General features: G+C 70.4%; 25 protein-coding genes. 14 read left to right on the top strand and 11 right to left on the bottom strand.

What is annotated here, in order from left to right:
• Window positions 1–30 precede the first annotated feature (30 nt).
• Together AB5J53_RS09020 and AB5J53_RS09015 are read right to left on the bottom strand one after the other, a co-directional pair.
• Window positions 31–237, bottom strand: a complete 207-nt coding sequence (locus tag AB5J53_RS09020; RefSeq protein WP_189184557.1) for a DUF5999 family protein — start codon at window positions 235–237, stop codon at window positions 31–33.
• Between the two features lie 362 nt (window positions 238–599).
• Window positions 600–1,196 carry a hypothetical protein gene (locus AB5J53_RS09015; RefSeq protein ID WP_369245097.1) on the bottom strand — a complete coding sequence of 199 codons (597 nt, stop codon included), beginning with the start codon at window positions 1,194–1,196 and terminating at the stop codon, window positions 600–602.
• Between the two features lie 543 nt (window positions 1,197–1,739).
• Between AB5J53_RS09015 and AB5J53_RS09010 the strand changes: the two genes are divergently transcribed.
• The gene (locus tag AB5J53_RS09010; protein ID WP_369245096.1) at window positions 1,740–3,257 is read left to right on the top strand and encodes a glutamate--cysteine ligase; all 1,518 of its coding nucleotides are present in this window, start codon (window positions 1,740–1,742) and stop codon (window positions 3,255–3,257) included.
• Window positions 3,258–3,302: 45 nt separating this feature from the next.
• Here AB5J53_RS09010 and AB5J53_RS09005 read toward each other — a convergent pair whose 3' ends face one another.
• Window positions 3,303–5,066 (bottom strand): substrate-binding and VWA domain-containing protein, encoded by a 1,764-nt coding sequence (locus AB5J53_RS09005; RefSeq protein ID WP_369245095.1) that lies wholly within the window; start codon window positions 5,064–5,066, stop codon window positions 3,303–3,305.
• A 186-nt stretch (window positions 5,067–5,252) separates the two neighbouring features.
• On the opposite strand from AB5J53_RS09005, the gene AB5J53_RS09000 reads away from it, so the two are divergent.
• The gene (locus AB5J53_RS09000) at window positions 5,253–6,053 is read left to right on the top strand and encodes a CPBP family intramembrane glutamic endopeptidase (RefSeq protein WP_189184553.1); all 801 of its coding nucleotides are present in this window, start codon (window positions 5,253–5,255) and stop codon (window positions 6,051–6,053) included.
• An 89-nt stretch (window positions 6,054–6,142) separates the two neighbouring features.
• Here AB5J53_RS09000 and AB5J53_RS08995 read toward each other — a convergent pair whose 3' ends face one another.
• Both AB5J53_RS08995 and AB5J53_RS08990 read right to left on the bottom strand, forming a co-directional pair.
• Window positions 6,143–6,952, bottom strand: a complete 810-nt coding sequence (locus AB5J53_RS08995; protein ID WP_369245094.1) for a PhzF family phenazine biosynthesis protein — start codon at window positions 6,950–6,952, stop codon at window positions 6,143–6,145.
• A gap of 70 nt (window positions 6,953–7,022) precedes the next feature.
• Window positions 7,023–7,220 carry a hypothetical protein gene (locus tag AB5J53_RS08990; RefSeq protein WP_369245093.1) on the bottom strand — a complete coding sequence of 66 codons (198 nt, stop codon included), beginning with the start codon at window positions 7,218–7,220 and terminating at the stop codon, window positions 7,023–7,025.
• Window positions 7,221–7,554: 334 nt separating this feature from the next.
• Between AB5J53_RS08990 and AB5J53_RS08985 the strand changes: the two genes are divergently transcribed.
• Window positions 7,555–8,220, top strand: a complete 666-nt coding sequence (locus AB5J53_RS08985; protein WP_369245092.1) for a PadR family transcriptional regulator — start codon at window positions 7,555–7,557, stop codon at window positions 8,218–8,220.
• Window positions 8,221–8,329: 109 nt separating this feature from the next.
• Here AB5J53_RS08985 and AB5J53_RS08980 read toward each other — a convergent pair whose 3' ends face one another.
• Both AB5J53_RS08980 and AB5J53_RS08975 read right to left on the bottom strand, forming a co-directional pair.
• Window positions 8,330–8,758, bottom strand: a complete 429-nt coding sequence (locus tag AB5J53_RS08980; protein ID WP_369245091.1) for an SRPBCC family protein — start codon at window positions 8,756–8,758, stop codon at window positions 8,330–8,332.
• A 166-nt stretch (window positions 8,759–8,924) separates the two neighbouring features.
• Window positions 8,925–9,113: a hypothetical protein gene (locus AB5J53_RS08975; protein WP_369245090.1), complete on the bottom strand. Its 189-nt coding sequence runs from the start codon at window positions 9,111–9,113 to the stop codon at window positions 8,925–8,927.
• 196 nt (window positions 9,114–9,309) lie between these two features.
• On the opposite strand from AB5J53_RS08975, the gene AB5J53_RS08970 reads away from it, so the two are divergent.
• From AB5J53_RS08970 to AB5J53_RS08960, 3 genes are all read left to right on the top strand, one after another.
• Window positions 9,310–9,858, top strand: a complete 549-nt coding sequence (locus AB5J53_RS08970) for a Clp protease N-terminal domain-containing protein (RefSeq protein ID WP_369245089.1) — start codon at window positions 9,310–9,312, stop codon at window positions 9,856–9,858.
• Between the two features lie 267 nt (window positions 9,859–10,125).
• Complete coding sequence (locus tag AB5J53_RS08965) at window positions 10,126–11,136, top strand: DMT family transporter (RefSeq protein WP_369245088.1); 1,011 nt, start codon at window positions 10,126–10,128, stop codon at window positions 11,134–11,136.
• A 203-nt stretch (window positions 11,137–11,339) separates the two neighbouring features.
• Entirely contained in the window at window positions 11,340–12,308 is a 969-nt protein-coding gene (locus AB5J53_RS08960) for a DMT family transporter (protein WP_369245087.1), read from the top strand.
• 219 nt (window positions 12,309–12,527) lie between these two features.
• Here AB5J53_RS08960 and AB5J53_RS08955 read toward each other — a convergent pair whose 3' ends face one another.
• Window positions 12,528–13,235, bottom strand: a complete 708-nt coding sequence (locus AB5J53_RS08955; protein ID WP_369245086.1) for a pyridoxamine 5'-phosphate oxidase family protein — start codon at window positions 13,233–13,235, stop codon at window positions 12,528–12,530.
• Window positions 13,236–13,270: 35 nt separating this feature from the next.
• On the opposite strand from AB5J53_RS08955, the gene AB5J53_RS08950 reads away from it, so the two are divergent.
• A complete protein-coding gene (locus AB5J53_RS08950) occupies window positions 13,271–14,602 on the top strand; it encodes an aminotransferase class I/II-fold pyridoxal phosphate-dependent enzyme (protein ID WP_369245085.1) in 1,332 nt (443 codons plus the stop codon).
• Window position 14,603: 1 nt separating this feature from the next.
• Here AB5J53_RS08950 and AB5J53_RS08945 read toward each other — a convergent pair whose 3' ends face one another.
• On the bottom strand, window positions 14,604–15,539 hold the full coding sequence (locus tag AB5J53_RS08945; RefSeq protein ID WP_369245084.1) for a DMT family transporter: 936 nt from the start codon (window positions 15,537–15,539) through the stop codon (window positions 14,604–14,606).
• Window positions 15,540–15,614: 75 nt separating this feature from the next.
• Between AB5J53_RS08945 and AB5J53_RS08940 the strand changes: the two genes are divergently transcribed.
• A complete protein-coding gene (locus AB5J53_RS08940) occupies window positions 15,615–16,517 on the top strand; it encodes a LysR family transcriptional regulator (protein ID WP_369245083.1) in 903 nt (300 codons plus the stop codon).
• 69 nt (window positions 16,518–16,586) lie between these two features.
• On the opposite strand, the gene AB5J53_RS08935 is transcribed toward AB5J53_RS08940, so the two are convergent.
• Window positions 16,587–17,054 (bottom strand): pyridoxamine 5'-phosphate oxidase family protein, encoded by a 468-nt coding sequence (locus AB5J53_RS08935; protein ID WP_369245082.1) that lies wholly within the window; start codon window positions 17,052–17,054, stop codon window positions 16,587–16,589.
• A gap of 144 nt (window positions 17,055–17,198) precedes the next feature.
• Between AB5J53_RS08935 and AB5J53_RS08930 the strand changes: the two genes are divergently transcribed.
• Window positions 17,199–17,837: a cysteine hydrolase gene (locus AB5J53_RS08930; RefSeq protein WP_369245081.1), complete on the top strand. Its 639-nt coding sequence runs from the start codon at window positions 17,199–17,201 to the stop codon at window positions 17,835–17,837.
• A gap of 45 nt (window positions 17,838–17,882) precedes the next feature.
• Here AB5J53_RS08930 and AB5J53_RS08925 read toward each other — a convergent pair whose 3' ends face one another.
• The gene (locus AB5J53_RS08925; protein ID WP_369245080.1) at window positions 17,883–18,359 is read right to left on the bottom strand and encodes a Rieske (2Fe-2S) protein; all 477 of its coding nucleotides are present in this window, start codon (window positions 18,357–18,359) and stop codon (window positions 17,883–17,885) included.
• Window positions 18,360–18,551: 192 nt separating this feature from the next.
• Here AB5J53_RS08925 and AB5J53_RS08920 point away from each other — a divergent pair, with 192 nt between their 5' ends.
• The 5 genes from AB5J53_RS08920 to AB5J53_RS08900 all read left to right on the top strand — a co-directional run bounded on the left by AB5J53_RS08920 (window position 18,552) and on the right by AB5J53_RS08900 (window position 23,240).
• Entirely contained in the window at window positions 18,552–19,316 is a 765-nt protein-coding gene (locus AB5J53_RS08920; RefSeq protein ID WP_369245079.1) for a HipA family kinase, read from the top strand.
• Window positions 19,313–19,696 carry a DUF3037 domain-containing protein gene (locus AB5J53_RS08915; RefSeq protein ID WP_369245078.1) on the top strand — a complete coding sequence of 128 codons (384 nt, stop codon included), beginning with the start codon at window positions 19,313–19,315 and terminating at the stop codon, window positions 19,694–19,696. The genes AB5J53_RS08920 and AB5J53_RS08915 overlap by 4 nt, the downstream gene beginning before the upstream one ends.
• Window positions 19,697–19,912: 216 nt before the next feature.
• On the top strand, window positions 19,913–20,674 hold the full coding sequence (gene fabG / locus AB5J53_RS08910) for a 3-oxoacyl-ACP reductase FabG (RefSeq protein WP_369245077.1): 762 nt from the start codon (window positions 19,913–19,915) through the stop codon (window positions 20,672–20,674).
• Window positions 20,675–20,691: 17 nt separating this feature from the next.
• Window positions 20,692–21,453 carry an SDR family oxidoreductase gene (locus AB5J53_RS08905; protein WP_369245076.1) on the top strand — a complete coding sequence of 254 codons (762 nt, stop codon included), beginning with the start codon at window positions 20,692–20,694 and terminating at the stop codon, window positions 21,451–21,453.
• Between the two features lie 206 nt (window positions 21,454–21,659).
• A complete protein-coding gene (locus AB5J53_RS08900; RefSeq protein ID WP_369245075.1) occupies window positions 21,660–23,240 on the top strand; it encodes an ABC transporter substrate-binding protein in 1,581 nt (526 codons plus the stop codon).
• The last annotated feature ends 49 nt before the right edge of the window (window positions 23,241–23,289 follow it).

The raw sequence follows: 23,289 nt of genomic DNA, 5'->3' as shown, positions 1-23,289 counted from the left end.
CTCGCTGGTGAGGCCACCCGGTTGTGCGGCTCAGGCGGCCGTCATCACGTGTTCGCTGCCCATGGGGCGGTGCGGGGCGATGATCTGGCCGTCCGGCAGGAGCTCACCGGTGTCCTCGAAGAGCAGAACGCCGTTGCACAGCAGGCTCCATCCCTGCTCCGGGTGGTGCGCCACGAGACGGGCGGACTCCCGGTCGGCTGATTCGGCTGACGGACAGGGTGGCTGGTGCTGGCACATGGATGGGATCTTTCGCTGGGTTGAGATGTGAGTGATGGCTGTGGTGTCTGTCCCGCGGCTCGATGTGGTCATGGCCGCCCCCCGTTGGTGTGTGGTCTGGAACCCAGTGTTGCCCTACGGGCGTGAATCCGCAGGGATTTAGCGGCACCGCTTCTCACAGGTTGATGACGCATCACCCGTGCGGTCGGTTCATTCCAACCGCACTGCCCCTTCGGGTGGTTCGAGGTGACCGAAAGGGGCTAGTCCGGTCGGGTTGAGCGGCACGTTTTCCCTCGTACGAGCGGGGTGCGGCCCTAACGAGCAACGTGCCCCGCGGCCGGGAAAACGGCGGCGGGGCACGGATGTTTTGCTTGTGCGCGGACCTATGCGGGGACTTCCGCGGGGGAGCTCCGCAGCGGGGCGCGCGTGACCCGGAGGGTGAGCACCGGCAGCAGTTCGGCGACGCGGTGCGGGCGGTGCGCGGCGATGCCTGGCGGGGCGGGCGCCAGCGGGACCAGGAGATCGGTGGCGGCCGGATGGCCGGTGGCGCCGTCCGCGGCGCAGTCGCCGTGCAGCCAGAGCGTGAGCATGTAGAGCTCGGGCACGGACAACAGACGTGCCTGGTACGGCTGCTGCATGGTCTCCGCCTGGCGCAGGGCGCGTTCGGTGGCGGTGATGTACGGGCCCTCGAAGAAGCGCGAGAAGGCCCAGCCGTCGGGGGTCAGCATGGTGTCGGCCGCGGCAACCGAGCGGTCCCCGCAGCGGATCAGGAATCGCCACCCGGCGAGCCGGGTGGCGGAGGCGCCCGCGGGAGTGATCCGGTCCAGGACGTGCACCGGCAGCGGGAGTTCGGGCGTGACGGGTCCCTGCGCCAGGCGCAGGGACGGAGTGCGCGCCTCGCGGACAGCGGTGGGGGAACCGAGTGCCGTGAGGACGGTGCGCAGGGCGGGCGCGGGAGCCGGGGGTACGTGCAGCGGCATGGTGGGTCGCCTCTCATTCGACAGGCACAGTGGCGCGAGGGCGGGGGCGGACGGCGCTGTCAGCTCTCGGGGTCAGAAGGGCGAGGGGTCTGGATCTGCCAACAGGGTGTCGCCTGCCGTAAGTCACCTTGACGACAGGACCTAGGACCGCGAGCGCCAACTCTCTGCCTCGTTTGCGGAGTTTATACGACACGTGTTCAGACGGTGTTTCGTCTAGCCGTCCCAAATATGAAGAGCAAGGCACTATTCGGTCGGCGAAACGCGAGGTTCGTCCCGATTCTGTGCCGACGTGCCGCGATGACCTCGGAATGCTTCGCCGGAGCGGTCGGCCGATTCTCGTCGGCGTTTTTCACGAGATCATGTCGGGCTGAAACTTGCACATTGCATCATGCCCGGTGAATGTGCCGCGGGTACCCGGTACAGGGTAGCGGGCGGAGGGTGTCTCCAGGGCGTTATCGATCGCGTTGCCTGGGCATCATCCTCCGTGACCCGGGACGCCAGGGGCCGGAGCATCGGTCTGCCCATCCGAGGAGGGACACTTCGATGGGGGAGAAGGTCGTGGCAGGGCCGTTCGACCTGTCCGATCGGCAGCGCTACCGCGGCAAGCTCCGGCAGTGTCTGACGGGGCTGGAGCGGCTGCTGGAGGAGAAGCGGTTCGATCGTCCGCAGAATCTCATGGGGCTGGAGATCGAGCTGAATCTCGCAGGGCCCGACGGCATGCCCAGAATGATGAATGCGCAAGTACTGGAAAGGATTGCGAGCCGCGATTTCCAAACAGAACTCGCCATGTTCAACCTGGAAGTCAACATTGCCCCCCACCGATTGGGTGGCCGGGTATTCGACCGGCTCGCCGAGGAGCTGCGCACCTCGCTCGGGTATGCCCATCGCAAAGCGAGCGAAGTCGACGCCGGAATAGTGATGATCGGCATTCTGCCGACCCTCGGCCAGAACGACCTGGTCTCCTCGAACCTGTCGGACGTCGACCGCTACACCCTCCTCAACGACCAGATCGTGGCCGCCCGCGGCGAGGATTTCGCCCTGGACATCGACGGCGTGGAACGCCTTGTCTGTACGTCGAGGTCCATCGCGCCCGAAGCCGCCTGCACCTCGGTGCAGTTGCACCTCCAGGTCACTCCGGGCCGCTTCGCGGACGTGTGGAACGCGGCGCAGGCGGTGGCCGCCGCACAGGTCGCGGTGGGCGCCAACTCGCCTTTCCTGTTCGGTCATGAGCTGTGGCGCGAGTCGCGGCCCCCGCTGTTCCAGCAGTCCACCGACACCCGGCCGCCCGAGTTGCAGGCGCAGGGGGTCAGGCCGCGCACCTGGTTCGGCGAACGGTGGATCTCGTCGGCGTACGACCTCTTCGAGGAGAACCTGCGCTTCTTCCCGCCCTTGCTGCCCATCTGTGACGACGAGGACCCGCTCGCCGTCCTCGACGCCGGAGGCATCCCCAAGCTCGCCGAACTCGTACTGCACAACGGCACGGTGTACCGGTGGAACCGGCCGGTGTACGGCATCGCCGACGGTGTCCCGCATCTGCGCGTCGAGAACCGGGTACTGCCGGCGGGCCCCACCGTCACCGATGTCATCGCCAACGCGGCTTTCTACTACGGGCTCGTGCGCGCGCTGGCCGAGGAGGCGCGGCCCGTGTGGACGCGGCTGTCGTTCGAGTCCGCCGCCGCCAACTTCGACGCTGCCTGCCGTCATGGCATCGAGGCGCGTTTGGAGTGGCCGCGGCGCGGCCGGTACGGCGGGACCGCGCAGGTGGACGCCGTGAACCTGGTGCGCGACGAGCTGCTGCCGCTGGCCGCCGCAGGGCTGGACGCGTGGGGTGTCGAGCCCGCCGACCGGGACCTCTACCTGGGCGTGATCGAGGACCGGTGCCGGCTGCGCGTGAACGGCGCCAGCTGGCAGGCCGCCACCTTCCACCGGGCCCTGGAGAAGGGGCTCGGGCGGGATGCCGCGCTGGCCGCGACGACCCGGCGGTACGGCGAGCTGATGCACCTCGGGGAGCCCGTGCACACGTGGCCGGTGGGGCTGCCGGAGCCGGTTCCGCTCGGGTGAGGGGCTTGCGTGCGGACGTCCTCGGTTGTTCGCCTCCATAGGGCGTCAGCTCTGGCTGCCCGCCGCCACGATCGCCTTGAGGATCACCGAGTGGATCTGCGACGGGTCGTTGACCTGGTGGCCCGAGCCGCCGGTCGCCTTGGCGATCTGGTCGACCTCCTCCTTGTCGGCGTCCGGGCCCACCGCGATCGCGATCAGCGGAACCGGGCGCTCCGGGTTGGTGAGCTTCTGCAGCTGGGCGACGAGGCTGGAGCGCGAGATGCTGCCCGGGTCCTGGTTGACACCGTCGGTGAGGATGACCAGCGCGTTGAACTTCCCCTTCACATAGGAGGAGATGGCCGCCTTGTACGCGGCCAGCGTGGTGTCGTACAGGCCCGTCGCCCCGCCCTGGACGGGCTCCAGGGCGCTGAAGGCCGCCGACAGCTTGTCCCGCTGGGTGCCGCCGCCCTTGCGGTCGCCGAGGCGTTCCGTCGGTACGAGCACGCGGTAGTCCTTGTCGCCGTCGAGCTTCGTGGAGAACTTCCACAGCCCGATCTCGTCCTCGGGGGTGAAGGTGGCGAGGGCCTGGAGCAGGGATGCCTTGGTGACGTCCATACGGGACTGGTCGGTGCCCGGCACCGGCTCGGTCATGGACGCGGAGGCGTCGACGACCGTGGTGATCCGGGCGCTCTGCACCGTGATCGTCCACATGCCGAGGGTCTCCTGGAGGGCCTTCGCCGACGCGGGTTCGGCCGAGGCCTGGGCGTACGGCTGCGGGGAGCGGCCGCCGGCCTCGGTGACCAGCGCGTTGGAGGCGGTCGCGGCGTCCGTGCGGAAGCCGTGCTTCCGCAGGATCTTCTGCGGCTCCGACTCGCCCAGCAGCGTCATGAAGCGCAGGGCGGCGCGACTCTGGTCGGTGCTCAGCCGTGGCTCGTCGACCAGCGTGAACGGGTAGTCGAGCTGGGGCGATCCGTCCTTGGGATAGAAGAGGTCGAGCCCGTCGCCGCTGTCGGCCGAGGCGTTGTGCGCGAACGCCGTCTGCTCGGAGAGGATCAGCGCCTGATTGCGCTTCGGATTGCCCTGCTCGGTGCCGGAGGAGTCGCGGGGGAGTGTGTCCAGGACCTGGCTGTCGCTGTCGGAGGTGCGCTGCGAGAGGGCCTTCGCCATGGCCGCCGCCTGGGTGTCCCCGCCCTTGGCCTGCGCCGCGGCGGTGCTGAGCTGCGTCAGCGCGAGCAGACCGGTCGCACTGCGCGTCGGGTCGGCCGCGCCGAGTTTCAGTCGGTCGCTCGTCATCGTCGCGCCGGCCAACTCGGTCCAGGTGTACGTCTTCTCGGGCCACCCCAGGGACTTCGCGGCCGACGGGACCATGGCGACGCCGACCGGTGAGTACGCGACGTTGCCCGCGTTGGTCACATCGGTCGCCGTGCTGTCCTCGCTGACGCGCTGCACCCACACGTCGGAGTCCGGCACCCACACCTGGACGTCGGACTTCTTGCCGGACCGCAGCGCGTCGGTGAGCTTGTACGACTCGCGCGCGGTCACGCTGACGTCGAGGCAACGGCCGTCGGAGGTGATGTTGTTCTTGCGGGCGTGGTCGGCGGTGGCCCTGAGGGCGGGTGCCACGTCCGGCGACGCGGCGACCTCGAGGCGCACGGCGTGGTCCTGGCAGGAGCCGCCGAAGGAGAGCAGGCCACCGCGGACCGCGGCCGCCGTGCCCGCCGCGACCGTGAGTACGAGCACCGTCGCGATGGCCACGTTGCGCCGGCGCGCGCGGGGTCGGGGGTCGGCGGCGCCCGCCCCGTACTCGTCGGGCAAGCTGTGACGTCCCATGACGATGGTGCCCCTCCCTGTTGAGCCGCGAGCCGTGAGACAGCCGTAAGGCAGACAAAGGGGAGGTACGCCCCGTACGGCGCCCGTCCCCCCAACGGCCTGTCGCGCACGATCTTCGTAACTTCTTTCGAGACCCTAGCGGGGCGAAGATGGGGATGAGGCGGGATTACTCAACTGGAGGCGGGAGTGCAGGTGGAGGCGGGGTCGGTGGCCGATTCTTTTCCGAAGGAGCGGCTGACACGACGGATTTTCCGGGACGAGACGCTGCTCGTCCTTGGCCTCTCGCTCGGTGCGAGCGGGGTGTCCGCGCTGATCAGCTTTGTCGGATCGGTCACCAAACCGGGGGGTCTCAAGGATCAGGCGGCCACCCTGAACGCCTCGGCCGCGCCGGGGCGCCCCTGGCTTGATCTGGCCTGGCAGTTGTTCGGAATCGCGTCGGCTCTGGTGCCGGTCGCGCTGGTCGCGCACTTCCTGCTGCGGGAGGGCCAGGGGCTGCGCGTGATCGGTTTCGACCGCACGCGACCGTGGCCGGACCTCGGGCGCGGAGCGGTGATCGCGGCGGTGATCGGCAGCACGGGCATCGCCTTCTATCTGGCGGCCAGGGGGCTCGGCTTCAACCTCACCGTGGTGCCGGAGGCACTGCCCGACGTGTGGTGGAAGTACCCGGTGCTGATCCTGTCGGCCGTGCAGAACGCCGTGCTGGAGGAGGTCATCGTCGTCGGGTATCTGCTGCGCCGGCTCGGCCAGTTGGGCTGGACGCCGGGCACGGCCCTGGTGGCGAGCTCGGTGCTGCGCGGCTCGTACCACCTTTACCAGGGCATCGGCGGCTTCGTCGGCAACATGGCGATGGGCGTGGTCTTCGTCTTCCTGTACCGGCGTTGGGGGCGGGTCGGCCCGCTCGTGGTCGCGCATTCGCTGCTCGACATCGGGGCGTTCGTGGGGTACGCGCTGCTGGCGGGGAAGGTGGGGTGGCTGCCCACGGCGTGACCGGTGTGAGCTGCGTGATCAGGACTCAGGGGGCGTACGGCACACTCGTACGCCCCCATTTTGTTTCCCGTTGTGCGAGCTATGTGCCGCTACGCACGCAGCTCGCCCTCGATGACCGTGACCGCGCGGCCGGTGAGCAGGGTGCGGTCGCCGCGCAGTTGCGTGCGGACGAGGCCGGAGCGCGGGGAGGCCTGCAGGCCCGTGAGGTCGGGGCGGCCGAGGCGCTCGGACCAGTAGGGGGCGAGGGCCGTGTGGGCGCTGCCGGTGACCGGGTCCTCGTCGATGCCGACGTTCGGGAAGAAGCAGCGGGAGACGAAGTCGTAGCCCCGGGAGGGGTCTTCGGCGCGGGCGGTCGCGATGATGCCGCGCTCGGAGTACCGCGCGAGCGCCTTGTGGTCCGGGGCGAGGCCCAGGACGGTCTTCTCGTCGGCGACTTCGACCACCAGGTCGCCGATGTTCGGGCCGGTGTCGAAGGCGGTCAGTGGTTCGGCGCCCAGCGCTTCGGCGACGCCGTCCGGGACCTCGACGGGGGTGAGCGGCGCGGTCGGGAAGTCCAGTGTGATGGAACCGTCCTCGTGGGGCGTGGCGATGAGGACGCCGCTGAGCGTGGCGAACCGCACGGGTCCCTCGTGGGCGCCCGTGGTGTGCAGAACGTGCGCGGTGGCCAGCGTCGCGTGCCCGCACATCGCTACCTCGGTGGCGGGCGTGAACCAGCGCAGCGCCCAGTTGGCATCGCCGCCCTCGGGGAGGAGGTGGGCGAACGCCGTTTCGGCGTGGTTGACCTCAAGGGCCACGTTCTGGAGCCAGGCGTCGTCCGGGAACGTGTCGAGGAGGACGACCCCGGCCGGGTTGCCGGAGAAGGGGCGATCGGTGAAGGCGTCGACGATTCGAATCCGCATGGCGTGACGCTAGCCGCGTCGCAAAGCCGCCGGCCAAGGCCAATTCCCGGGAGCTGGACTGGTCGTCGCCTCACCCGGTCCGGCTGTCTGGCGGCAGCAGCCGCACGAGAGCTTCGACCGCGGCGTCGGCGTCAGGGGTGACCAGGACGAGTACCGGGTCGGAGGTGCCCAGCAACTGCCCGCTCCACACGCGGAAGACGGGGCTGTCGTCCGGGCCGCCTTTGTCGAAGGAGATGGATCCGGAGAGGATCCCGGCGGCTGCTTCCACGGAAGTCCAGAACTCGGGCTCGGTCGAGAACCTGAGGAAGTTGTGACTGGTGAACGGATACCACCGGCTGAGCTCGCTCGCGCGCGGCCCGCACCAGCTCCTCCTCCACCGGTGGCACCCAGGAGCCGCGCTCCCGCGTCGCGGCATCCGCGCGTCGTGCGCACTCGGTCATCCAGTCCCAGGCGTCGTCCAGCGACCGTGCGCCGTCATCTCCCATGTCGCGAGTCTGATCCGGACGCCCGGCCTTGCCCAGCCCTCAGGGGTTGTCATGCGAGCGCTTCCGATATATCGTTGACGCATCGCGACCGATCAACGATGGAATGGAGTGATTGCGATGCGTTCCCGTGGAGAAGACTTCGGATATGAACACGGACATGGACACCACGGCGGACCCGGCCATCGAGGTCGGGGCGGCTTCGAGGGACGGCGTGGGGCTTTCGGGCCCTTCGGGCCGGGTGGTCCCGGTGGCCCCGGCTTCGGCGGTGGCCCCGGCTTCGGCGGACCCGGCTTCGGCCCGGGCCCCTGGGGCGGGCGCGGCGGCCGGGGCGGACCCCGGGGGAGGGCGCGGCGCGGCGACGTGCGCGCGTCGATCCTGGCCCTGCTCAAGGACCGGCCCATGCATGGTTACGAGATGATCCAGGAGATCGCCGAGCGCAGCGGCGGGGCGTGGAAGCCCAGCCCGGGTTCGGTCTACCCGACCCTTCAGCTGCTGGAGGACGAGGGCCTGATCACCAGCGAGGCCGAGGGCGGCAAGAAGCTGTTCTCGCTCACCGAGTCGGGCCGCAGCGCGGCCGACGAGGGCCCCGACGCGCCTTGGGAAGAGGCCGGGCGCGGGGTCGACTGGGAGACGCTGCACGAGATCCGGCAGGCCGGCTTCGGCCTCATGGAGGCCTTCGGTCAGGTCTGGAAGACCGGCAGCAAGGACCAGCGCGACAAGGCGGTGGCGGTCATCAACGAAGCCCGCAAGAAGCTGTACCTGATCCTCGCCGACGAGGACTGACGGCGTGCTGTGGTACCTGACGGCGCCCCGCGGAAGCGTATCCGCGGGGCGCCTTTCCGCGTACGGGAGCGCGGGTTGCCATGCCGAGCCGGGCGGCAGCGCGCGGGGCTCAGGTGACCAGTCCGGCCAGCTTGCGCAGCGACTCGTTGAGGGCGGCCGTCGCCGAGTCCTTGAGCTTGCCCGCCATCAGCGAGACGGCGGCGCCGGTGAACTCCCCGTCGATCCGCACGGTCGTGGCGTCGCCGTCGGGGGTCAGGGTGTAGCGCGTGGCGACGTTCACCGCCATCGGGCCCTTGCCGCGGATGGCCAGGGTGCGGGCGGTCTCCAGCTCCTCGATGGTCCAGTTGACCTCGGCGGGGAAGCCCATCAGCTTCATGTTCTCCTCGAAGGTGCCGCCGACCTCCAGTGACGCGGGGCCGCCCTTCGGGAAGCTGGTGTGGGTCGAGTTCCACTCGCCGTACGAGGAGAAGTCCGTGAGTTGCGCCCAGACCTTCTCGGCAGGCGCCTCTATGCGAGCTTCCGCGCTGACTTCGGCCATGCGACCACCTCTTCGTGTCGGGCTACGGTGTCGCGGAACGTAGCCGCAAGGCCCGGAACATTCAATACTGATGAACTGTCAGAAATTGTGCAGGAGGCAGTGCGAGGAGGCGGTGGCGGGGGAGACGGCAGCGGGAGGGGGCGGCGGGGGACGTGGTAACAGGGGGTCAGCCCACCCGTCGTATCATCGCCGCGTCGAACAGGTCCCATGCCCGCGGGTGGGGACCCTCCTCGTGACAGTGCCACGCCTCCCAGAACAGGTCGGCGAGCAGCGCGTCCTCGGGGGCGTAGACCCGGTACACGTACTGCCTGCCGTCGATCGCCGGCAGGGCCACCAGCCAGCACCTGCTCTCCATGTCCCGAGGGACGAGCGCCGGAGCGACGCGGTTGCGTGCGGGGCGCGAAGCAAGACGGCGCGCGCCCCAGGGGGAAATCGGCGCGAAGTCATCCGTAAGGAGGAGAACCCGCTCATGGTTGCCCACCCTGTGTTGGACGCGCAAATGCTGCCAGCCGGGGATGACCCGGCTCGCAGAGACTGATGGGGTAGGGGTTGTGCCATCCCGTATTCCCCAGCAGTCCGCCGCCGAGAGCGGCCCGAACCGTACGGAAGTCGAAGCCGGGCTCAGTGCCGAGCTGGCCTCGGTGGTCTCTGGTGCGCGCAGGAGGGCGCTGCGGGACGGGGACCGGCAGATCGACACGGCCCATCTGCTGCACTCGCTGCTGGAGTCCGACCCCGAGGTGCGCGCGGTCTTCGACGGCGGGCCGCAGGTCGCCCGGCTGCTCGGCTACCTCGTGCAGCGCAGCATCGGCTATGGGCTGCGCTGGCAGGGCACCGTCGAGGACTCCGGCGCCGTGCCCGTTGTCGCCGAGGCGGGCTGGTCTCCGGTGGCGGCCGGTGCCATGGAGGACGCGTACGAGCGCGCCGTACTGCGGGGCGACGAGCGGGCCCGCGGTCTCGATCTGCTCGCGGCGGTCGTCGCCGATCCGCAGTCGCGAGCCGTGGAGGTCCTTGGGCGAGCGGGGGTCGATGCCCGGGCGCTATTGGGGCGCATCGAGGCCGGGTTCGAGGAGTACGCCTCGCGGGGCGACGGCGGCTGCTGAGCCCAGGGCGGGCAGGGGCTGAGCCCAGGGGGAGCCGGGCGGTGAGCCCGGGGGAGAGTCGGGCGGTGATCCCGCGGGGTCGGGCGGTGAGCCGGGCGGAGCGCCGGGCGCTGAGCCCGGCGGAGAGACACTCGCTGAGCCCGGGGGAGAACCGCTCGCTGAGCCCGGCCGAGAGCGGCAGACGTTGAAGTCGAATCGTCGCATCCACGTCCAGCCGTTGAGACAGGTGTCATTGGGGATGACGCTCATGTCATCGCCTGTCATCATGTGCCGGTGCATACGTCTCAGGGCAGTCAGGGCAACCGCGGAAGGGGCGTCGGCCTGGGCCTCGCGCTCGCGTCGGCGGTCGCCTTCGGCGGATCGGGTGTCGCGGCCAAGCCGCTGATCGAGGCGGGTCTCGACCCGCTCCACGTGGTGTGGCTGCGCGTCGCGGGCGCCGCGCTGGTGATGCTGCCGCTGGCCGTACGGCATCGGGCCCTGCTGCGGCAGCGCCCCGCACTGCTCGTCGGCTTCGGGCTGCTCGGCGTGGCCGGCGTCCAGGCCTGCTACTTCGCCGCGATCTCCCGTATCCCCGTCGGCGTCGCACTGCTCGTCGAATACCTCGCGCCCGCGCTCGTGCTCGGCTGGGTGCGCTTCGTGCAGCGCCGGCCCGTGACGCGCGCCGCGGCCCTCGGGGTCGTCCTCGCGGTCGGTGGACTCGCCTGCGTGGTCGAGGTGTGGTCCGGGCTCAGCTTCGACGCCGTCGGACTGCTCCTCGCGCTGGGCGCCGCCTGCTGCCAGGTCGGCTACTTCGTCCTGTCCGACCAGGGCAGCGACGCGGGCGACGAGGCGCCGGACCCGCTCGGCGTGATCGCGTACGGGCTGCTCGTCGGCGCCCTCGTGCTGACGGTCATCGCGCGGCCCTGGACCATGGACTGGTCCGCGCTCGGGGGCAGTGCGGACATGAACGGGACGTCCGTGCTCGCCGCGCTGCTCCTCAGCTGGATCGTGCTGATCGCGACCGTCTTCGCGTACGGCACCGGAGTGCTCTCCGTGCGAAGACTCTCCCCGCAGGTCGCGGGCGTCGTGGCCTGTCTCGAAGCGGTGATCGCGACCGTCCTCGCCTGGGTGTTGCTCGGCGAGCACCTCTCGGCGCCGCAGATCGTCGGCGGCTCGGTGGTGCTGCTCGGCGCGTTCATCGCGCAATCGTCGGCGCCCGCCAAGCCGTCGGACGGCCCCGTCGCGAGCGGCGGGAGCGACGTCGAACGTGAGTTGTCGGCCCACGGAACCGCCGCGTAGGGTGCTGACCATGCCTTTGACGCTCGTTCTTCCGCCTCCGGCCGTCTGAGGCGGGCCCTCCGGAATCCGCGCCCGGCCCTGAGCCGGGCGGAACGGTGCTGCCCGCAGAAGAAGTCCGAGGACCTTTCCGTACGCCCCTGCCCGTCGGCCTGGGCTGCGACGTGGTCCCTTCCTGAACTTCTGCGTATCTGCGGAGAGAACACGTGTCGAACGCTGCATCCGGCCTGCCCATCGGGCGAGGCCTCCTCTATCTGATCGTCGCCGGTGCCGCCTGGGGCACCGCGGGCGCGGCCGCGGCACTGGTCTACCGGGCCAGTGACATCGGGCCCATCGCCCTCTCCTTCTGGCGCTGCGCGGGCGGACTCGTGCTGCTGCTCGCCATGCGGCTGCGGCGCCGTCGGCGAGTCGCGCCCGCCGTCAGTGAGCCGCTCGGTCGCAAGGCCCTGCGGATCGGCGTCACGGGCTTTGGGCTCGCCGTCTTCCAGACCGCCTACTTCGCGGCCGTCGAGGCGACCGGCCTCGCGGTGGCGACCGTCGTCACCCTGGGCGCGGGGCCCGTGTTCATCGCTCTCGGCGCGCGGCTGACCATGGGGGAGCGGCTCGGGCGCGGCGGGGGCGCCGCCGTCGCCGGGGCGCTCGCCGGGCTCGGGGTCCTGGTCCTGGGCGGCGGCGGTGCGACCGTGCGCCCCTGGGGCGTCGTGCTCGCGGTCGTGTCCGCGGCCGGGTACTGCACGATGACACTGCTCACCCGGTGGTGGGGGCGCGACGGCGGAGCCGACGGGTCGGGCACGACGGCGTGGGCGTTCGCCGTCACCACCGTCTGTCTGCTGCCGCTCGGTCTGGCCGAGGGGCTGGTCCCGCACGCCGCCCAACCGGCGCACGTCCTGGCCCTGTTGGCGTACATCGCCGCGATCCCCACGGCTCTGGCCTACGCCTTGTTCTTCGCGGGCGCGGCGGTCGTCCGTTCCGCCACCGTCTCCGTGATCATGCTCTTGGAGCCGGTGAGCGCGGCCGCGCTGGCCGTTTGGCTGCTCGGTGAACGGCTGACCGCGGCAACCCTCGCCGGCACCTTGCTGATGCTGGGCTCGGTCGCGGGGCTCGCGCTGGCGGAAGCGCGGGGCGCGCGGGTCGGCGGGCGCACGGCATCCGAGAAGGAAACGGTGCTCGTCTGAGGAGCGGGGGCGGGCTCGCTCAGGACTGCACCCTTGAGCTCACTCAGGCAGGAGGCATTCGCCCCCGCCGCCCTGCCCATGGGGGTGTCGCCCCCAGGTCCCCGCTTCGGCCTCGACGGCTTCGTCCTCAAAAGCCGGACGGGTTGAAGAGGGCAGGAGGGGCTGAAAACTTCAGCCCCTCCTGTGCCCGTGGGCTCGGTTGCCCCCGGGGGATCAGCCTCACAGGGTGGCCAGATAGTCGGGGAGCTCGATGCCGGGTGCCAGGTCGTCGGCGGGGATCGGGGCACCGTATCCCTTGGTCAGTGGGAGGACTCCGGTCCAGTGGGGGAGCGAGAGGTCCTCGGGCTCGTCGTTCGGGCCGCCGGTGCGCAGCTTCGCGGAGACCTCGTTCAGGTCGAGGCGGATCACGGCGGTGGCGGCGAGTTCCTTGGCGTTGGCGGGGCGCGAGTCGTGCGCGCGGCCGGGCACGACATGGTCGACCAGCGCGTCCAGGGCCTCGCGCTTCTCGTCCGGGTCCGTCACCTGGTGGGCGACGCCGTGCACCACCACTGAGCGGTAGTTGATCGAGTGGTGGAAGGCCGAGCGGGCCAGGACCAGGCCGTCGACATGGGTCACGGTCAGGCAGACCGGCAGCCCGGGATCGGCCTGGCCGGTCATCCGCAGCGGGCGCGAACCCGTCGAGCCGTGTACATAGAGGCGCTCACCGACGCGTCCGTACAGCGTGGGCAGGACGACCGGCGCACCGTCGCGGACGAAGCCGAGATGGCAGACGTATCCCTCGTCGAGTATCGCGTGCACCATCTCGCGGTCGTAGGCGGCGCGGTCCTTGGAGCGGGTGGGGACGGTGCGGTCGGTCGGGGCGTAGGCAGCGGGCTGCGTCGTCCCGGGCTGCGTGCTCATCACCGGCTGGGTGCTCGTCTCCGGCATTGCGTTCTCCATTGCACTAGTGCATAATCTTCTTTGTGCTAGGAGAGTATCGGATCGAAGGGCGTCGCGCAGCCGAGATTGCCGCGAGCGTCGAGCGTGCGGTGGGGGCGGGAGACCTGGAGCCGGGTCAACTGCTGCCGCCGATGCGGGAGTTGGCCGAGCGGCTGGGGGTGAATCCGAATACGGTCGCCGCCGCCTATCGCACGCTGCGTGAGCGGGGGGTGATCGAGACCGCGGGCCGCCGGGGCAGCCGGGTGCGCTCCAAGCCGGCCACGACAGGACGCGAGTACATCCGGGTCGAGGTGCCGGAGGGGGTGCGGGACGTGGCCGACGGCAACCCCGATCGCGCGCTGCTGCCCACTCTCGCCGAGGCGTTCGCGGCGGCCGCCGAGCGGTCGGACCGCGAGCCCGTGATGTACGGGGAGGCCGCCGTCGCACCGGAGTTGGAGCGGCTCGCGCGCGCCGACCTCGACGCGGACGGTGTGCCCGACGGACCCGTCGTCGTCACCTCCGGATCGCTCGACGCCATTGAGCGCGTCCTCGCGGTCCATCTCAAACCCGGGGACGCCGTCGCCGTCGAGGACCCCGGCTGGGGCAGCCTGCTCGACCTCGCCCCGGCACTCGGGCTGCGCACGGTGGGCGTCGGTGTCGACGACGAGGGCCCGCTCCCCGACGACGTACGACGTGCGCTGGAGGCCGGAGCCCGGGCCCTGATCGTCACCGACCGGGCGCAGAACCCCACCGGCGCCGCGGTGAGCGCCACGCGCGCGCGTGCCCTGCGGTCCGTGCTCAAGGCGTACCCGGAGACCCTGCTCATCGAGGACGACCACGGGCATCGGATCGTCGACCTGCCTCTGCATCCCCTCGCCGGGGTCACACACAGCTGGGCTCTGGTGCGCTCCGTCGCCAAGGCGTACGGTCCCGACCTGCGGCTCGCCGTCCTCACCGGTGACCCGGCCACCGTCGACCATGTGCACGGGCGGCAGAGGCTCGGGCCCGGCTGGGTGAGCCATCTGCTCCAGCGGGCCGTCGTCCACCTGTGGACGTCCGGTGCGGTGGACGTCGGCGCCGTGGCGGCGGCGTACGGGCGGCGCCGCGACGCGCTGATCCACGCCCTGAAGGAGCGCGGCGTCGAGGCGTACGGGCGCAGCGGGATGAACGTGTGGATCCCGGTCCCGGACGAGACGGGGGCGGTCGCGCGATTGCTGCACGCGGGCTGGGCCGTCGCGCCCGGAGCGCGCTTTCGGATGAGTGGGCCGCCCGCCGTCCGGATCACTGTCTCGACGCTCACGCCGGACGACATCGAGCCGCTGGCGGACGCCGTCGCCTCCGCTGTCGGCCCGGCGCCCGCACGTCGTTACGTGTGAGTCAGCGGCGCGTCTTCGCCTGGGTGAGCGCCGCGCCCGCGAGGACGATCACCGCGCCGACCGGAGTCGACCAGGTCAGCGACTCGCCGAGGATCGCGACGCCCGCGGCGGTGGCTATCACCGGGATGAAGTACGTGACCATCTGAGCGGTCGTCGGGCCGACCTCCGCGACGATGCCGTACTGGATGAGCATGGCCACGCCCGTGCCGAGGGCTCCCAGGGCGGCGATCGCGAGCAGCGGCGTGATCGGGAAGTGGCTCGGCAGCGTGGTGAACAGCGGAGTCACGAAAGCCAGTTGAGCGGTGGCCAGCAGCAGCTGGGCGCCGGTCATCGACAGGTGCGAGTGACCGGTGCCGGCCAGCGTGCGGCGGACGTAGATCCAGCCGATCGGGTAGCTCAGCGAGGCCAGCAGGGCCATCGCCGTGCCCGTGGCGTCCAGGCCGTGGAAGCCCTGCCAGACGCCGAGGACCGTCAGCACGCCGATGAAGCCGATGCCGAGACCGGCGACCCTGAGTCGGGTGGGCCGGTCCTCGAAGAGGGCGACCAGGGACAGGGCCATGCCCCACAGCGGCGAGGTCGCGTTGCAGATGCCCGCGAGCGTGGACGGGATGGTCAGCTCGGAGTAGGCGAAGAGCGAGAACGGCAGCGCGTTCAGCAGGAAGGCCGCGACCGCGAGATGCCCCCAGGTGCGCGCCCCGCGCGGCAGCCGCTCCCGCTTCACCGCCATCGCCGCCGCGAGCACCGCGGTCCCGAACAGCAGCCGCCCGAAGGTCACTTGGAACGGTGCGTAGCCCTCCGTGCCGACCTTGATGAGCAGAAAGCTGAAGCCCCAGATCAGGGAGAGTGCGCCGAAGCGGATCCGCCAGTCGAGAGGGGTGCGGCGGTGCGGGGTCGTGGTCGTGGCGGCGGGGGTGTGACGGCTCGTGACGGTGCTCATGGACGTAACGATGAAGCACGACGATCTCTTAGCACAAGCGAGATTTGTCGAGCGATATCTCGTAGTATTGCTTATATGTTGAATCTGGAGCGCCTGCGCACCCTCGACGCCCTCGCCCGGCACGGTTCGGTGAGCGGCGCGGCCGAGGGGCTGCACGTGACGACGTCGGCCGTCTCCCAGCAGATGTCCAAGCTGGAGCGCGAGGTCGGGCAGCAGCTGCTCGCCAAGAACGGCCGGGGGGTGCGCCTCACCGACGCCGGGCGGCTGCTCGCCGACCATGCCGCGCGGATCCTGTCCCAGGTCGAGCTCGCCCAGTCCGACCTGGAGGCCCAGCGCGGTCAGGTGGTGGGTGAGTTGCGGCTGTCGGCGTTCCCGACCGCCGCGCGCGGTCTGTTTCCGGCCGCGCTCGCCGCTCTGCGTGCCGATCACCCCGGACTGCGGGTGCGCTCCTGCGAGCTGGAGCCGGAGGCCGGGGTTGCCGGGGTCGTGCGCGGCGATCTCGACCTGGCGGTCGTGCTCGACTGGTACAACAAGCCGATGCCGCTGCCCGACGGCCTGGTCAAGGCGTCGATCCTCGACGACCCGGCCGATGTCGCGATGCCGGTCGGGCACCGGCTCGCGGACCGTGACGAGGTGGATCTCGGTGATTTCGCCGACGACGAATGGATCACCTGGGGCGAGGGCGAGTTCTGCCACGAGTGGCTGATGTTCACGCTGCGCTCCAAGGGCATCGAACCGCACATCGGGCACCGCGCGGCGGAGACGCACACCCAACTCGGCCTGGTCGCCGCGGGGCTCGGGGTGTGCGTGGCTCCGCTGCTCGGGCGCCATCCGATGCCCGAGGGAGTCGTCACGGTGCCGGTGCGACAGCGTGTACGGCGCCATGTCTACGTCGTATGGCGGGCCGACGCCGACCGTCGGCCTTCGATCAGGGCGGCGGTGGACGCCTTGCGCAGGGCCGGGGAGGGCGTCGAGTGAGCCGCAGAGTCGGCTGAGTCGCGGAGCCCGGTGAGCCACCGAGCCGAGTGAACTACTGCGGCAAGTGCGCTACTGAGGAGGCAGTTTCCGGAAGTCCCACGAAGCGATCGCCTCCGGAGTCAGCCGCGCCCAGGCGTGGCGGCCGTCGTGCGGCATCTCCTCCAGGCCGAAGTTCTTGCGCGCGAACAGGGTCTCCGGGACGTCGAGTTCGGCGCGCAGCTCCCCGGTGCGCGGGACCTCCCCCACGAACTCCACCGTGCCGGACAGCTCGACGCCGCGCAGGTCCCCGTACTCCTCGCCCGAGTCGATCACCACGGCGACGCGCGGATCGCGCCGCAGCTCCGTCCAGCGCTTGCTGCGCACCACGGAGTACAGCCACAACGAGGTCCCGTCCCAGGCGAACCAGAGGGCGCTCACATGCGGGGCGCCGTCCTTCGACACGGTCGCGACGCGGCAGGTGCGCTGGGTGGTGAGGAACTCGTCCAGTTCGCCGGGAGTCATCATGATCTTCCGGCCCCTGCGCTGAGTGACGGCCATGCGGTCCCCTCTTCTTCCACGTCGGCCTCGTCCGAGCCGACAGAGATCCTCTGACATCACGTCAGAAAGAGCATGGGCCGTCTTCCGTCCCCACGCAATGGTCGTTACGCTCGCCCGCTGCGACCTCCGACGACAAGGGGAGCCATGCCGTCGTACGAACAGCTCAGTGAACTCCTCGACCCCGCCACTACGGTGCTGCTCACCGTGGAGTGCCAGCAGGGTGTCGTGGGCCAGGACAGCGCGCTGCCCGAACTCGCCAAGGAGGCACGGTCGTCGGGGGCGCTCGCCAATGTCGCCCGGCTGGTGGCCGCCGCGCACGAAAGTGGGGTCCAGGTCATCCACGCGATCGCCGAGCGGCGGCCGGACGGCCGGGGCGCGAGCCGCAACGCCCGGCTGTTCCGCGCGGCCGAGCGGCTGCCCGTGCGGCAGCTGACGGGGACCACTGCCGTGCGGATCGCGCCGCCCATCGAGGTCGCCGAGGAGGACTTCGTCGTACGCCGGCTGCACGGCCTTTCGCCGATCGCGGGCACCGACGTCGATCCACTGCTGCGCAACGTGGGCTGCCGCACCCTCGTGGTGACCGGTGTCTCGGCCAACGTGGCCATCCCCAATGCCGTGTTCGACGCCGTGAACCGCGGCTACACCGCCGTCGTCCCCGCGGACGCCATCGCGGGGGTGCCCTCCGACTACACCCCCGCGATGATCCGCAACACGCTCGCCCTGGTCGCCACCATCGCCTCGACCGACGACGTGCTGGCCTGCTTCAAGCGACCGCGCCGCTGAAGTTCCCAGGGGTCACGCGAGCCCGACCGCTGAAGTCCCCAGGGATCAGGCCAGCTTGATCGACTCGCCGTCGACGGTGATCTTGGCGGCGGCCAGGGCGGTCGTCGCGGGCCCCTTCTTCACGCTGCCGTCGGTGGCGGAGAACTGGCTGCCGTGGCAAGGGCAGTTGATCACGCCGTTCGAGATGCCCTTCACGGCGCAGCCCTGGTGGGTGCACTTGGAGGAGAAGGCCTTGAACGTCCCCGCGGTCGGCTGGGTGACCACCACCCCCTGGTCGGCGAAGACCTTGCCGCCGCCCTCCGGGATGTCGGTGGTCTTGGCGAGGACGGTGGCGCCGGCGTTCCCGGCCTCGGCGTTGTCGCCGCCTCCGGAGCCGCCCCCGCTCACCTCGGTGGAACCGGACGACTTCTTGTCGTCCGACCCGCACGCGGTCAGCGCGACGGCGAGCCCCGCCGCGCCGACCGCCGCCACGACGGTGCGGCGGGCCGGAGCCGAGACGGGCTGAAGCGATTCGCTGGTCATGCTGACTTTCCCTTCAACGAACGTGATGCTGATCCGTACAGGAGTACGGCCTGCCCCTGTGCCCTGTTCAGGGGGTTGGTGACTTCTTGGCCAAATCGACAGCAGGTCGACAGCACGTCCGTCGGGATCCGGCCGTGGCGGGCGCCCACGGGCCGCATCCGTCGGACGCGGCCACCCCAGTAGCCTGGGGCGATGCTCAAGGAAGTCATCGCGACCCGCTACATCACGCCCCTGCGTGAGGGCGGCTCGCTGCCGGGGCTCGTCGAGGCCGACGATCTCGGGACCTATGTCATGAAGTTCAGCGGCGCCGGACAGGGGCGCAAAACGCTCGTGGCGGAGGTCGTCTGCGGTGAACTCGCCCGCCGGCTCGGCCTGCGCGTACCCGGTCTGGTGACGATCGACCTGGATCCGGTCCTGGGACTCGGCGAGCCGGACCAGGAAGTCCAGGAGCTGCTGAAGTCGAGCGGCGGGCTGAACCTCGGGATGGACTTCCTCTCCCGCGCGATCGGCTTCGATTCACTCGCTTTCGGCGTGAGCCCCGAGGAGGCCGGCCGGATCGTCTGGTTCGACGCGCTCGTCAACAACGTCGACCGCTCCTGGCGCAACCCCAACATGCTGGTCCGCAGCGGCGAGCTGTGGCTCATCGACCACGGCGCCACCATGATCTGGCACCACCACTGGCCCGGGGCGGGGGCCTCCGCCGCCAAGCCGTACGACGTCTCCGACCACGCGCTCGCGCCCTTCGGGCCGGACATCGCCTCGGCCGCCGCCGAGCTGGCGCCGCTGGTCACCGAGGAACTGCTCGCCGAGGTGACCGCCGAGATCCCCGAGGAGTGGCTGGCCGACGAGCCCGGCTTCGACTCGACCGACGCGCTGCGCCGCGCCTACGCGCAGCCGCTCCTGGCGCGCGCCGCCGTCATCCACGAGCGCATCAAGGGCATCGAGGGGGCCAAGTGAGCGAGCGGGACATCTTCGAGTACGCGCTGCTGCGTGTCGTGCCGCGGGTCGAGCGCGGCGAGTGCTTCAACGCGGGCGTGCTGGTGTACTGCCGGGCCAAGTCCTTCGTCGCGGCGCGGACACATCTGGACGAGACCAAGCTGCGGGCGCTGGACCCGGAGGCGGACGTGGCGGGCGTACGGGCCGCGCTGCGCGCCGTCGAAGGGGTCTGTACCGGAGGAGAAGCCGCTGGTCAGGCGGCACGCGATGACGCCGGGAGGCGTTTTCGCTGGCTGATCGCGCCGCGCTCGACGGTCGTCCAGCCGGGGCCCGTGCACACCGGACTCACCGCCGATCCGGCTGCCGAGGCGGAGCGGTTGCTCGACCTGCTGGTCAGGTAATGGATCACACGCACGCGGTGTGCCGTTGACACCGGGTGCCAGGGCTTCTAGCGTCACGTCTGCTGAAGGTACTAAGCGGTCGCTCACTGGAGTGGCGTACCGTGAGCCGCAGGCTTTGCAGGACCGCCGAGGTGTCCGTGAGGGTGCCAAGGTTGCCGAGACGGGCTTTCCCACAGGCCTTCCGACAGGCTTTTCCAAGGGCGAGGAGAACCAGCAATGTCCACCACTGAGCAGCGCGTCGCCGTAGTCACCGGTGCCGCGCGCGGCATCGGCGCCGCGACCGCCGTACGACTGGCCGCGGAGGGCCGCGCCGTCGCGGTGATCGACCTCGACGAGGCCGCGTGCAAGGACACCGTGGAGAAGATCACCGCCGCCGGTGGCAAGGCCATCGCCGTCGGCTGCGACGTCTCCGACGAGGCCCAGGTCGAGGCCGCCATCGCGCGGATCGCCGAGGAGCTCGGTGCGCCGACGATCCTGGTGAACAACGCGGGCGTGCTCCGCGACAACCTGCTCTTCAAGATGAGCGCGTCCGACTGGGACACGGTCATGAACGTGCACCTGCGCGGCTCCTTCCTGATGACGCGAGCCGTTCAGAAGTACATGGTGGACGCCAAGTTCGGCCGGATCGTCAACCTGTCCTCGTCCTCGGCGCTCGGCAACCGCGGCCAGGTGAACTACTCCGCGGCCAAGGCCGGTCTGCAGGGCTTCACCAAGACGCTCGCGTTCGAGCTCGGCAAGTTTGGCGTCACCGCGAACGCCGTCGCGCCCGGCTTCATCGTCACCGACATGACCGCGGCGACCGCGGCCCGCGTCGGCATGGGCTTCGAGGAGTTCCAGGCAGCCGCCGCCACCCAGATCCCCGTGCAGCGCGTCGGCAACCCCGACGACATCGCCAACGCGATCGCCTTCTTCACCGGCGAGGCCGCCGGATTCGTCTCCGGCCAGGTCCTGTACGTGGCCGGCGGGCCGCTCAACTAAGGCCGGGGGAAACGAACATGACCACACTTCCCGAACTCTCGGGCAAGGTCGCGCTCATCACGGGCGCGAGCCGCGGCATCGGCTACGGCATCGCGGAGGCCCTGGTAGCCCGCGGCGATCGGGTCTGCATCACCGGCCGCAACGAGGACGCGCTGAAGGAGGCCGTCGAGGCCCTCGGCTCCGACCGCGTCATCGGCGTCGCCGGCAAGGCCCACGACGAGGCCCACCAGGCCATCGCCGTCGAGCGCACCATGGAGGCCTTCGGGCGCGTCGACTACCTGGTCAACAACGCCGGTACGAACCCGGTGTTCGGGCCGATCGCCGAGCTGGACCTCAATGTGGCGCGCAAGGTCTTCGAGACCAACGTCGTCTCGGCGCTCGGCTTCGCCCAGCAGACCTGGAAGGCCTGGCAGAGCGAGAACGGCGGCGCGATCGTCAACATCGCCTCCGTCGCGGGCCTCGCCCCCTCGCCGTTCATCGGCGCGTACGGCATCAGCAAGGCCGCAATGATCAACCTGACCGTCCAGCTGGCGCACGAGTTCGCGCCCAAGGTGCGGGTCAACGCCATCGCGCCCGCCGTGGTGAAGACCAAGTTCGCCGCGGCCTTGTACGAGGGTCGCGAGGCGGAGGCGGCCGCGGCCTACCCGCTCGGCCGGCTCGGCGTGCCCTCCGACATCGGGGGCGCCGCCGCGTTCCTCACCTCGCAGCAGTCGGACTGGGTCACCGGCCAGACGCTCGTTGTGGACGGCGGCATGTTCCTGAACGCCGGAGTCGAGTAGCCCGCGCGTTAGGGAGAGTTGACAAAAACTACGACGGCGTCGACCGAGATCGACTTCGCCCAAGGCTTCCGCGACGGGTTCACAGAAGTCTGACAACGTAGTCACATCCGTGCTGATCAAGTGCCCTGCCGGGAACGTGGTTCCACCGGCAGGGCACTGCGGTATGGTCTGCCGACCCTTGGTACGGCAGATCGAGGAGCGTGCGCGTGTTCAACCGGAACCGATGTCTGCGGCAGCTGGCGGCGGCCACGTCCATAACCCTGGTGGCCGGGTGTGGCGTCCTCTCCTCGGGATCGTCCGACGACAAGGGACCGATCGTTGTGGGCACCACCAGCGCTCCCAGCACGCTGGACCCGGCCGCCTCCTGGGACGGCTCCTGGGAGCTGTTCCGCAACATCTACCAGACGCTGCTGAGCTATCCCAACGGCGCGGTCACGCCCCAGCCCGACGCGGCCAAGAGCTGCGGGTTCACGGACAGATCCAATCGCACGTACCGCTGCGAACTCCGCCCGGACATGAAGTTCTCCGACGGGGACACGCTCGACGCCCGGGCCGTCAAGTACTCCATCGACCGGATCAAGAAGATCGCGGTACGCGGCGGTCCGGCGGGCCTGCTCGGCAGCCTCGACCGGGTCCAGGCGCTGGGCGACCGGGAGATCGTCTTCCACCTGAACAAGCCGGACGCCACCTTCCCGTTCGTCCTGGCCACGCCCGCCATGTCGATCGTCGACCCCGACGACTACCCCGCCGACGCCCTGCGCACCGACGGCAGGGTCTTCGGGTCCGGGCCGTACAGCCTCCAGTCCTACGAGGAGGGCAAGAAGGCCGAACTGGTCAGGAACGACCACTACGACGGTTTCGCCCAGCGCAAGAACGACGCGGTCACCATCCGCTACTTCCCGGGCTCGGCCCAGATGGTCGAAGCGCTCAGGGACAAGAAGATCGACGTCACCTACCGCGGGCTCGCCGCCTCGGACATCGTCGAGCTCCAGGGGCGCGACTCCCAGAAGGGCATCCAGCTCCTCGAAGGCGCCGGCACCGAGATCAGCTACCTGGTGTTCAACCCGAAGGACCCGTGGGCCGGGAAGCCCGCGGTCCGCAAGGCGATCGCCCAGGTCGTCGACCGGCCGGCCGTCGCGCACAACGTCTACAAGGACACCGTGGACCCGTTGTACTCCATGGTCCCCGCGGGCCTGATCGGTCACAGCACCGGCTTTTTCGATGACTACGGGCAGCCCAGTTCCTCCAAGGCCCGCAAGATCCTCCTGGAGGCGGGCATCAAGGAGCCCGTCCCGCTCACGCTCTGGTACACGACCGACCGCTACGGCTCCGAGACCGCTCCGGAGTTCCGGGAGCTCAAGAGCCAGCTCGAGGGCTCCGGCCTGTTCCGCGTCACGCTGAAGAGCCGCCCCTGGAAGACGTACGAGGCGGGCTACCGCAAGGGCGAGTACCCGGTGTTCGGGCGTGGCTGGTTCCCCGATTTCCCGGACGCCGAGAACTTCATCGCGCCCTTCGTGGGCGATCAGAACGCCCTCGGTACGCCCTATGCGGCCCCGCGGATCACGAACACCCTGCTGCCGGAGTCGCGCCGCCAGAGCGACCGAGGCGCCGTGGTGAAGGAGTTCGAGGAGGCCCAGCAGATCCTCGTCGACGACGCCCGGCTGCTGCCGCTGTGGCAGGGCAAGCAGTATGTGGCCGCGAGCGAGGACATCTCGGGCGGCGAGCGGGCCCTTGACCCGTCGACGATCATGACGATGTGGGAGCTGCACCGCAAGACCAGCTGGTAGCGCACGGCCGGACCGGCTGGACCAGTGGTGCGGGAGCGGGGCCGGAGCC

The organism is Streptomyces sp. R41, assembly GCF_041053055.1.
Taxonomy (GTDB): Bacteria; Actinomycetota; Actinomycetes; order Streptomycetales; family Streptomycetaceae; genus Streptomyces.
Note: the sequence above shows the minus strand (reverse complement) of the source record. Positions and strands in the feature narration are given on the sequence as shown.